The organism is Ruegeria sp. YTSA135 (assembly GCF_059610165.1).
Map to the genome: position 1 here is coordinate 56,391 of NZ_JBXWNC010000019.1, position 10,680 is coordinate 67,070.

The 10,680-nt window shown below is 54.9% G+C and carries 8 protein-coding genes and 1 pseudogene; 1 reads left to right on the top strand and 8 read right to left on the bottom strand.

Going from position 1 to position 10,680, the window contains the following annotated elements; all coding sequences use genetic code 11:
* Positions 1-91: 91 nt before the first annotated feature.
* The 7 genes and pseudogenes from AC2FIT_RS19730 to AC2FIT_RS19760 form a co-directional block, all read right to left on the bottom strand.
* Positions 92-337, bottom strand: coding sequence for an acyl carrier protein (locus AC2FIT_RS19730; protein ID WP_496831764.1), 246 nt, complete (start codon positions 335-337; stop codon positions 92-94).
* Positions 334-1,500, bottom strand: coding sequence for a dihydrolipoamide acetyltransferase family protein (locus tag AC2FIT_RS19735; RefSeq protein ID WP_496831765.1), 1,167 nt, complete (start codon positions 1,498-1,500; stop codon positions 334-336). The genes AC2FIT_RS19730 and AC2FIT_RS19735 overlap by 4 nt, the downstream gene beginning before the upstream one ends.
* Positions 1,500-3,497 carry a pyruvate dehydrogenase (acetyl-transferring) E1 component subunit alpha gene (gene pdhA / locus AC2FIT_RS19740; RefSeq protein ID WP_496831767.1) on the bottom strand — a complete coding sequence of 666 codons (1,998 nt, stop codon included), beginning with the start codon at positions 3,495-3,497 and terminating at the stop codon, positions 1,500-1,502. The genes AC2FIT_RS19735 and pdhA overlap by 1 nt, the downstream gene beginning before the upstream one ends.
* Positions 3,494-5,221, bottom strand: coding sequence for an acetate--CoA ligase (acsA, locus tag AC2FIT_RS19745; protein WP_496831769.1), 1,728 nt, complete (start codon positions 5,219-5,221; stop codon positions 3,494-3,496). Before acsA ends, pdhA begins: the two co-directional genes overlap by 4 nt.
* Positions 5,222-5,392: 171 nt before the next feature.
* Positions 5,393-5,482, bottom strand: a pseudogene (locus AC2FIT_RS19750) (IS6 family transposase); the annotation flags it as partial.
* 221 nt (positions 5,483-5,703) lie between these two features.
* Positions 5,704-5,907, bottom strand: coding sequence for a hypothetical protein (locus AC2FIT_RS19755; protein ID WP_496831770.1), 204 nt, complete (start codon positions 5,905-5,907; stop codon positions 5,704-5,706).
* A gap of 322 nt (positions 5,908-6,229) precedes the next feature.
* Positions 6,230-6,646 (bottom strand): Hsp20/alpha crystallin family protein, encoded by a 417-nt coding sequence (locus tag AC2FIT_RS19760; protein WP_496831772.1) that lies wholly within the window; start codon positions 6,644-6,646, stop codon positions 6,230-6,232.
* A gap of 424 nt (positions 6,647-7,070) precedes the next feature.
* Between AC2FIT_RS19760 and AC2FIT_RS19765 the strand changes: the two genes are divergently transcribed.
* Positions 7,071-7,832: a sulfotransferase family protein gene (locus AC2FIT_RS19765; RefSeq protein WP_496831774.1), complete on the top strand. Its 762-nt coding sequence runs from the start codon at positions 7,071-7,073 to the stop codon at positions 7,830-7,832.
* 447 nt (positions 7,833-8,279) lie between these two features.
* Here the strand turns inward: AC2FIT_RS19765 and AC2FIT_RS19770 are convergent, their stop codons facing one another.
* Positions 8,280-9,911 (bottom strand): adenylate/guanylate cyclase domain-containing protein, encoded by a 1,632-nt coding sequence (locus AC2FIT_RS19770; RefSeq protein ID WP_496831776.1) that lies wholly within the window; start codon positions 9,909-9,911, stop codon positions 8,280-8,282.
* Between the last annotated feature and the right edge of the window lie 769 nt (positions 9,912-10,680).

Consider the following 10,680-nt stretch of genomic DNA (forward strand, 5'->3'; position numbering starts at 1 on the left):
AGCATCCTCAGTTTCCAGAGCAGCTTAGAAATTGTCCTCTGCCTCCGCCATCGGAATGCCCCGTATAGGATCATGCAGTCCGCCTATTACGCTAGGCCTGCATGTCCCGCAGATACGACACGGCCAAACGCGTGGTCGCAATTTTGGGGTAATCCGGTTCGGGGATACTGACACCAAAAGCTTTGTGGAGCGCAGCCACGAGGTTCAGAATATCCATCGAATCCAGCCCAAGATCGTCCTGCAGGCGCTCATCTTCGCCAATATCTTCGGCATCGAGATCAGGTGCGATTTTCACCAACTCATTAATGAAAACCGCGCGGATGTCTTCTTCGGTCATAGGCTATCTGGATCCTTAATCCGGGTCTCAAATTCGGTGATAAACCGCGCCGCCTGACGGCCATCGCTCACTCTATGGTCAACTGACAGTGTCAAAGTGACCACGCGGCGGGGCACGATGTCGCCATCCACTACCCATGGCCGGATTTGCGGCGCGCCAATACACAGGAGTGCCACCTGCGGAGGGAAGATGACACCAGCCATCGCTTCGGCGCCCGTCTCGCCCAAGCTTGAAATAGTTATCGTTCCTTCTGTGATCTCGGAATTGCGTAACCGCCCGGCACGCGCGCGGTTAACCAGGTCTCGCATTCCGTCCATCGTTTCGCTGAGGTTCAGGCGGTTTGCGTCCATCAGAGCAGGTGCAACAAGGCCACCTCCGCGCAAGGCAACGGCAATGGCCGCGTTAACGCTTTCAGAAGGCTGAAATGCACCACTCACATAGTGACCGTTCAATTCCTGCACCTTTTCTACCGCCAGAACAGCACAGCGCACAAACAGCGCACCACTGAGAAGCCGCTCTGCTGGCGAAACTGCTTTGTTGTGTTCCGCTAGCCAGTCCATCGCGGGTTGAACGTCGACCATGTGCGACAAATAGAAATGCGGGATCGTTTGTTTGGATCGCGCCATTGAGGCACCAATCGCCTTGCGCATTTCCGCCATTGGCGAGGGCTTGGAGGATATCGCGGACCCACTTGCCGATACCGCCTCGACATCGGCCAGAACGATGCCGCCACCCGGAAAAGACCCGCTCAGATTTTTCAGGTCAACATTCAACTCTCGCGCACGCAAGCGCGCCGCCGGGGAAGCCTGCACACCTTCGAAGGGCAAAGGGGCAGCTGGCATTTGTTGCAACTTTGGCATGACGATGGGGGGCTGTGCTGTCGTTGTATCCGAACGAAGCTCAGACGTATTGTCGGGCGGCGCCTCTCCGGGAGCAAGCAGCATGGCGAGAGGCGCTCCCACCGGGAGTTCTTCGCCGGTCTCCGCCAGCAGCGCATGGACGGTCCCTTCTTCGTAGCACTCAATCTCAATTGCGCCCTTTTGGGTTTCTATGACGGCGACGACGTCACCTCGACTGACCCTGTCGCCCGGCGAGACAAGCCACTCGACGAGCGTTCCAGCCTCCATATCCGAGCCAAGCGATGGGAGCGTAAAAATGGCCATCAGCTTCGTCCCAAAACGGCTTTCGCGGCTGCAACGATTTTGTCGACCTGCGGTATCGCGGCATCTTCGAGGTGTTTGGGATAGGGGATCGGCACCTCTTCCGAACATACACGACCAACCGGTGCATCCAGCGTCCAGAAGACCTGTTCCATGATGCGCGCAGAAACCTCTGCCGCGAGAGACCCACTTCGCCACCCTTCGTCGACGATTACAGCACGGCGCGTTTTACCCACTGAAGCCATGATTGTTTCGTCATCCAAGGGTCGAAGAGACCGCAAATCGACCACTTCGGCCGATATCCCCTTTGCAGCGAGTGCGTCTGCTGCATCAAGGGTTTTGTAAAGCGACCCGCCATAGGTGATCAGGCTAAGATCGGTGCCTTCGCGCTTGATGGCAGCCTTTGTGATGTCAACCGGACCTGCATTGGCATCAATCGATCCCGCCCGGTTATAGAGCATCACGTTTTCGAAAATCAGCACCGGATCCGGGTCTTCCAGAGCTGTCCACAACATGCCGCGCGCATCTTCCAACGTTGCCGGAGCCAATACCTTCAGTCCGGGAATGTGAGCGTACCATCCTTCAAGACTGTGCGAATGCTGTGCTGCAAGCTGCTTTCCCGCACCGGTGGCCATACGGATTACCAACGGCACGCCGAACTGCCCTCCGGACATATGACGGATCGTGGCCGCCGTGTTCATGATCTGGTCAAGCGCTAGGAGCGAGAAATTGACCGTCATCAACTCGACAATTGGACGCATACCAGCGGCGGCAGCCCCGATACCCGCACCAGTAAATCCGCTTTCGGACAAGGGCGTGTCACGAATGCGGGCTTCACCGAATTCTTCCATCAGTCCTTTTGATACGGCGTAGCAGCCTCCATATGCGCCAACGTCTTCGCCCATAAGGAAAACACGGTCATCCCGGATCAGTGCGTCGCGCAGGGCGTCCCGAACGGCGTCACGATAGGTTGTTTCGAAGGTCTCGCCCGATGGGGTCAGTCCCTCTGACGGTTCTGCCTGACGGCCCAGCGTATTGACGTAAAGACGCTCCACCGGTTCCCAGGTGCCGGCTTCTGCGAAGGCCACGGCGTCGGCAATCTCTGCGTCAATCGCGGCCTCAATATCCGCGACCTCTTCTTCATGAACCAGCCCATTGTCCAAAAGCCAGCCTTGGAACTGAACGATGGGGCCGCTGTCGCGCCATTTCTCAACCTCGGCTTTGTCACGATACAACTGGGCGTCAAACATGGAATGCGCACGAAACCGGTATGTTCTGCATTCAAGAAAAGCCGGTTTTCCAGTCGTCCGAATGTTGTGAATGGCCTTTCTCGCCGCAGCTTCGACGGCAACGACGTCCATACCGTCGACGCGATGGGCTTCGACCTTATAAGCAGATGCTTTGGCGGCGATATCGGTCTCGGACTCTGTGCGCGTCAAGGCACTGCCCATGGCGTAGCCATTGTTTTCGCATACGAAAAGCACCGGGAGGCTCCAAAGTGCCGCAAGATTCATTGCCTCGTGAAACTCACCTTCTGCGACAGCCCCCTCGCCAAAAAAACAAGCTGTGACAGTGTCCTGATCGCGCATCCGGTCAGCCAAGGCGAGACCTGCGGCAAGGGGCAAGCCACCGCCCACGATTGCATTGCCACCGTAGAAATGAGTTCCGGCGTCGAACAGATGCATGGAACCGCCACGCCCTCCGGAACAACCTTCGGCCTTACCATACATTTCGGCCATCACGGTTGTCATCGGCACGCCCCGTATCAGGGCATGCCCATGTTCGCGATACGTGGCAACAATGCGGTCGCGCGCTTCCAGAACTGGGATAACACCTGCGGCAATCGCTTCTTCACCGTCATATAGATGAAGAAATCCGCGGATCTTTTCCTGCGTGTAGAGTTCTGCGCACTTGTCTTCGAACTTCCGTACGCGGATCATGTCGCGAAGGAGCGACAACACATGGGCTCGGTCGAGTCGTGGCTTATCGATTGTCGTCATGTCTCATCCGTCTCCAGTGTGGAAATATCACCCTCAGGCAGACCCAGTTCGCGCGCTTTCAATAGCCTGCGCATAATCTTGCCGGATCTTGTCTTGGGCAGCGTGTTGCGAAAGATTACTTCCCGCGGAGCGACCGCAGGACCCAGCCTCTTTCGTGTATGGCCACGGATGTCGCGCTCTAAATCCTCGTCGGGTGTAAATCCCGGGTTGAGTGTGACATAGGCCTTGACGATTTCACCGGCGGTTTCATCGGGCAGTCCGATCACACCTGCCTCCGCTACCGCTTCATGTTCGAGCAAGGCGCTTTCGACTTCAAACGGACCAACAAGGTGCCCCGATGTCTTGATCAGATCGTCCGCTCGACCAACAAACCAGAAGTATCCATCCTGATCCCGGGTCGCGAGGTCGCCGGACAGATACCAACCATCCTTGAAACACTTGTCATAGCGGGCTTGCTCATGGAGATAAGCGCGCATCATGGAAGGCCAGCCAGGCTTTAGGGCCAATTCGCCAATCTCTCCGTCAGCAAGTTCGCGCAGACGGTCATCTTCGTGTTCCACGATGCCTGCTTGGATGCCTGGCATCGGCTTGCCCATGGACCCAGGTTTTACTTGTCCTCCGGGGCAGTTGGCGATCATGATACCCCCTGTCTCACTTTGCCACCAGTTGTCGTGAAACGGCTGTCCGAAGACTTCTTCGCTCCACGTAACGGCTTCGGGGTTTAGCGGTTCACCCACGCTTGCGAGAAATCTCAACGATGAAAGATCATAGGGCTTAGCGGCTTCAGCACCGGCGCGCATCATCATGCGGATTGCTGTCGGCGCAGAATACCAGACCTCAACCTGTTCATTCTCGACAATGCCGTACCAGCGGTCGAGATCAAATTCAGCCTCGTCTACAATTATGGTCACGCGGTTCACCAGCGGGGCAATGATCCCGTAGGATGTACCTGTGACCCAACCCGGATCTGCAGTGCACCAGAAGATCGTTCCGGGCGTCAGATCCAGAGCCACCTTGCCTGAAAAGCCGTGGTACAAGACTGCATTGTGGACATGGACAACCCCTTTGGGTTTCCCTGTCGTGCCAGACGTAAAGTGCACGAGTGCGGGATCTTCCGGCTCCGTTCTGGCGGTCGTAAACTTCGATGACGACCCCGCCATCTGTTGATCAAGTGAAAGGCAATCGTCGGGGGCAACGTCACCTGTGATCAAAACAAGCTTCAGCGTCGGAATTTCTGAGCGCCATTTCGCGATCTTGCGCCGGTACAGCGGCAGGGTCGTGATCAAAACCTTGGCATTGCCGATTTCCATCCGCGTACGAATGGGTTCCGGTCCGAACGCAGAAAAAAGCGGAGTAAAGACAAGCCCGGCTTTGAGTGTGCCCAAAGCGGCAATATAGACGTCCGGACCTCGGCCAAGTAGGCTGAAGACCGCATCCCCCGGCTCTAGCCCATGCGAGACAAGAATATTGGCGAATTTGGCCGACGCCTCCGACAGATCGCTGTAGGCAAATACCTGTCGAGACCCATCCTTACCGAGAAATCGCAGCGCCTGATCCGCGCCGTGGCCATTTTGTACGTGACGGTCAACGGCTTCATGCGCGATGTTTATGGCGCCCCCCGGGGCACCGATCATGCCGCGTATATCGGCCCATGGATCAGCGTCAGACTGCATGGACCGAGATGGGCTCGGCGCCATTCGAATAGACTCATCCGATTTGGACATAGTTCCTCTCCCCTATACAAGGATCAGTCAGAACCGCTCTGGTTTGCATGACCTACATCAAGGACCGGACTATTTCTCCGGTGGTGCTGTCAGACAAATTCGAACCAGTATCAGCTTGGCCGCAATAGCTGCGCTTTATGCCGCGCCAAGTTCGTGTCATTCGGCAAGAGCGGCGGCGAGTTCCTGTAAACTTTGCATTCCCTGAAAACGAAACATCGCGCGTTCTCGTCGTCGGATTGGGAGGTGTGAGCTCTCAAACCGAACATATGACGTCACGGCCAAGCCAATTATCCATGGACTGGTTTTGACCCACTTCAATGGCGATCTTTGGTTCATGAACCTAGGTTAGGAAAGCCCCTGCCCGGAACGCAGTTAGCTTTTCGGCAAAATTGGTTAGAACCCTGGACGGGACCTCAAGCCAAGTTCTTCAGAGAAGGCTTTTGCTGACGCAAAGCCCGACTGTTTTGGGGAAAGTAAGCAGCTCACTTGCGCTGGAGATTTTCTGCTCGAAACGCGTCTGCTATGATCTGTGCACCTTCGTGCTGCATCATGGCAGCCGCAAGAGCTACGACCACGTCGGCATGCATGTGTTCCGTCGCCGGCCCAAAGTCATTCATCACCATAGACTTGGCAATATGAAGATAGGCTTCCGCTCTGCTCTGCGAAAGTTGCATCATTTCTTCCATTTCCGCAGAAGTCACTTTCAGTTCCCTCCTGAATTGTGATTTCAAACCGGCAGAGGCCAGCTCATTTGCATTGTTCTTTGTTCTTCACTGCGGGCCTGCATGATTTGACTATGCACCAGCCCAGACAAAATTGATCGCAAAGTCTTTGTGAAACGCCCGCGATCGTTAGAAAAAGCTGTCCCGCTTTCTCAACTTGCAAACCTCAATACGGGCATTTCCGAAAGTGCCAGGAAGGCGATTTGGATATACTTGATCAATAACCGGCCTCTGCCACATCTTCAGGCATGTTTTTCGACGAACTCTCGATTGCGCTTTCAAGCTGTTAGCCTTTACGAATTTCTACTCTGGCAGTCTCTTGTTTTTTGGGTTTCTTCTTTGGAATTGTGATTGTCAAAACACCATCCTTTAGTTGAGCGTCGACCTTTTCCCCTTCCGCGTCTGGTGGCAAACGAAAAGAACGACTAAACGAGCCATACTGCCGCTCAGAGAAGAACCAGGTCTCTCCGCTTTCTTCGCGCGCGGATCGCTTTTCACCTTTAAGATTAACAACGCCTTCTTCTACGCTCAGGTGAATATCCTTTTCCTCTACGCCGGGAAGTTCCACAGCAATTCTATATGAGTTGTCGCTTCCAACGGCTTCGGATGCCGGTGCCAGCCACTCTGCTACTCGTTCGCCCAGTTGGCGCAAGGGATCATAGAGCGAAGGCCAAAAGCCGCTGGTGTGGGATTTCTCAACCATCTCAATTCTCCTTCCGGTGTGTACTCAGCGAAAACAGTATGTAACCAGAAATCGGCATCTCTCCTTGACCCTGATCAACATACGGCTCCGCCAGTAGCTGACAGTTTCATGACTTACTTCTATGCCAAGCTCATACCACAAAGGAGACATCCAAGCTTTCCCCGGTGGGCCGCTTTGTTTGGTGTCAGCTTCCTGCAGGGTGCGAACGTTCACCGAATTTCACCCATTGTTCGCCATGCAAAAAGCCCCTCTTGGCTGCGATCACATGCGGCGTCCTGTAAGTTACCGAAGCACCCGTTTGCGCGGGGTCAGAAACCATCTCGGATGTATGGGACTGTTCCGGTCGAGCGTAAAGACCGCAGCAACGGTTCCGCAACCGTCTTAGGCAATTGATTTTTAACGCCATTGCGGGTACCAGCGCCGGATGACGGTAAGAGCGTTACGGAAACTCCACGAACTCAAGTCTCGGCCACGGACGCGGGCCAAGCGGAACTTCATATATGTCCCGGCGAAAAACATTGTTTTCGCATATGTTCCGAAGGTCGCCTGCACCAACTGGAAATGTTTGATGCGGCACTTGTCTGGTTTTGAGGACTGGTTGGATAAGGCCAAGGCTCACGACAAGAAAGCTTCTGGGCTATTCTACTTCGACCCGAAAGAAGGCAATCACGAACTGCTCCACCGTCCGGGGGTTAAGGTGTTCACCATGGTGCGGGATCCCCGCACGCGCGCGCTGTCCGCTTACCTCAATAAGATTCAGCCCAGCATCCACAAGCTGCCAAATGCAGGGGAACAAGGGGCGACCCGTAACACATTGGAAATCGAAAAGTTCCGGAGGAAGCACCTTCCGCAGAGCGCCTATCCAGAGATCACTTTCGAGGTCTTTCTGCGTTGGCTGCGTGACAGCAAACACCGAAGGACCATCAATGAGCACTGGATGCCACAGGCCGAGCTGCTCCGAGACGGTAGAGTTAAATTCGACTTGGTGGGCCGATTTGAGAACATTGTCGAAGATTCCCGTCGCATACTCGACGCAATCGGAACTGACGTAGCATTTCCTACTCAGAGCGAGGTGCAATTCGCACCAACGGACGCGCAATCAAAATTTGCCCAGTATGCAACGCCGGGATGTGAAGAGTTGCTGCAAGAGCTCTACCGTGACGACATAAAGGCCTACGGGTATTAGCAGTCGATTTGATAGCCTTAAGATGAGTTTAACAACTAAGTGCTGTCACCTTTTTTACGTATGGGATTTGTACAGCACCTGAGACTATCGGACGTCAATAGGCCTGAGCGTTTGGTGTCCTTGCGTATTTATCAAAAGGCTGGGGACTTTCAGCGTGGCAATGGCGTGAATTGCAAAAGGCTCAAAACTGCTGCGAGCTTTTTGGCTGCACGCGAGGTGCAATTGAACGTCAACTTCGGGTTCAATTGGGTCATCTAAAGTTGTCTATCAGAGGACTGCATTTCCACTTTTGGCTGTGAAATACTGCCAAGCGCCGCGACTGTGACTACTTTAAAAACCCAATATACACTGACCGTGGGGGCCGGACCTTCGGCTGACCAACGTCTAGGTCTGGGTTGCTTACGCAGCAACCAGGCACCCTGCGACCGGGCTTGCAGAGACCTTGTTCTAGTCCCTTGCCGAGAGCGGTGCAGTCGGCAGTCCGATGGCTTCTCGAACAGAACTTGGTAAGTTGACATTTTGTGCGAGGATATCGGCCCGTTTTGGCGCGCTTTCTGCCATTTCGGCAGCCGTGTTCGCCTCTTGGTTTCTGCCTAACTCGCTCAAAATCCAGGCACGCACAAGCCAGTAATGCCGACAATCAGGACGCAATTCTGTCGCGTCTGAAATAGTTGCAAGCGCTGGCTGCGGCTCACCCGCCATCAATTGCGCGATTGCAAGCAGATAGAGGCGGAATGGTAAAAACGGATCGTCCGCGGAACGTTCAACAGCGTCGGTCAGAGATTTCGCAGCGATTATCCAATTGCCCGCAACCAACTCCGTGACGCCGCGGGCTTCCATTCCAAGGACATAGCCGGGGTTTAGTTGAGTGATGCGATCGATATCCTTGCGCGCTCCCTCAATATCGCCACAGAGCCGCGAACGTACATGTGCCCGGACATACCAAGAATAGTCGGAACGCGGTGACGCTTGTACGGCCTTGTTCGAAAATCTGATTATCTTTTCGCGCAGTGCCGCCTCGGCTTCGTGAAAGCAAGCTTCCAGAATGAACAGTTGACCTTCACTCCACATGGCAAGCGCGGATCCGTTTTCAGGGTCCAGGCTCAGCGCCCGCTCCAGCAATTCGAGGGCGTGACGATAGTCAGCAACAGTGGCGCGATAAAACAGCATTGCGGCACGCGCTCTCAGTTCGCTGGCGCTCAATTGATCATCCGGAATGTCGGCAAGCCGATCCCCATCGAAAGCATTAATTTGCAATCGAAGGGCGTCCGATAGCTGCTCTGCAGCCCTGTCTGTCAAAACAAATAGATTTCGCGGATCGCCGAAGAATACACGCGACCAAACCACCTGTCCGTCACTAAGCCGGGTCAGGCTTGCCGTAATTTTAGCCTCGGCATTGCGGCATCGAAGCCTGCATCTCAGGCTATAAGTCGCCTCGGCATCGTCCAATGAATCGGTGGCAAGCACCCGTACACCTGTCCGGCGCGACAGGTTATGAACCAACTGCTCCTGCAAGTCCGCGCTGACTTCAAGCGTCTCCTGTGTTTCAGGCGCGCTCGTTACCCGCTCTACAGCGATCGCAGGCACGTCGAACTGCCCGACTTTCGGCTTGATAGCCGGTCGCCATTGAAATCCGTTTACAGGATTGGCCACGTTTTTTAACTCGAAAGTCCCAGCGTCGCCAAAATCCTGGGCAAGACGGGCATCCAGCTGCCGTTTGAGGTCTTCTGAGATCATCACACCGCCGGGCGGCGCCTCAGTCTGCAAACGCGCCGCGATGTTAATGCCTGCACCGTAGACATCAGCCTCGTCTTCCGCAATTTCCCCGAGATGTACGGCCACTCTCAACTGGATTTTTTCATGGCCAGCCAATGCCTGTTGCACGGCCTGAGCGGTCTCAACAGCCTCAGTGACTGACAGAAAGGCGATGATCCACCCGTCGCCCATCCGCTTGAGAATCCTGCCACCCCGTCGTTCGGCCTCAGGCTCCAACCAGTGTTCTCGAAGTTCGCGGATCAATTCAATCGTACCGGACTGATCCCTGCCCATGGCAGCGGAATATTCTACCATGTCGGCCATTAAGATTACGGCGAGGCGGCGTTCCATACAATTGACATTAGGTCAGCCCAAGCAAGTTGTCATCTTTGGAAATAACTGCTTCGGGCCTCTCAGAGACATCCGGGGGTTTTCATCCGATGAGTGCACACCCATTTTTTGCGGTTACGCGCTGTTGCCAAACACCGCGACAGAGGCTGCCTTCACAGACCAGTGCCGCTTGACGCGGGAACCGGGCCTTCGGTTGATCAACGCCCTTGTCCGGGTCACGGACGGAGCAGCCATCGTTTTTTACACACGTTCGCACGGTTCAACCTACCGACGAAATTCGTTAAACAGGCTTCAGTTTCGCCAGATTGCAGCACAGAGCAATGTGCCCATGCAGGTTATCACAGCGCGGCACAGGCAATTGGCTCAGATCGGAATATTGGCGCGGGTAATAGCCTGGTCGAGTGCCCCTCGTGACCCCTTCGGGACATAAGAATTGATTTCGCACCGGAGGGCTTCCGGCACATCGCAGCCAGCAAGGAGTGGATCTATGGACGCCCCCAGCGCAAGGTGTGTTTAACGATAGCATCAACGACTTTGGATGCGTGAATCTATCCGGCCTTTGATTGAAGCATCTTTGCTCCTGGCCTCGATGGGATCCGCTGGTTTCAGTGCCTTCCAAGATGACCGGCCTTTGATGGCCACCACTCCTTACAGGCTGTGAATTGGCGGCCCTTGCCGTTACACCATCGTCTCATCACCTCGCATTCTTGGAAGCCGAATCTTTCTACGCTACCTGCTACGC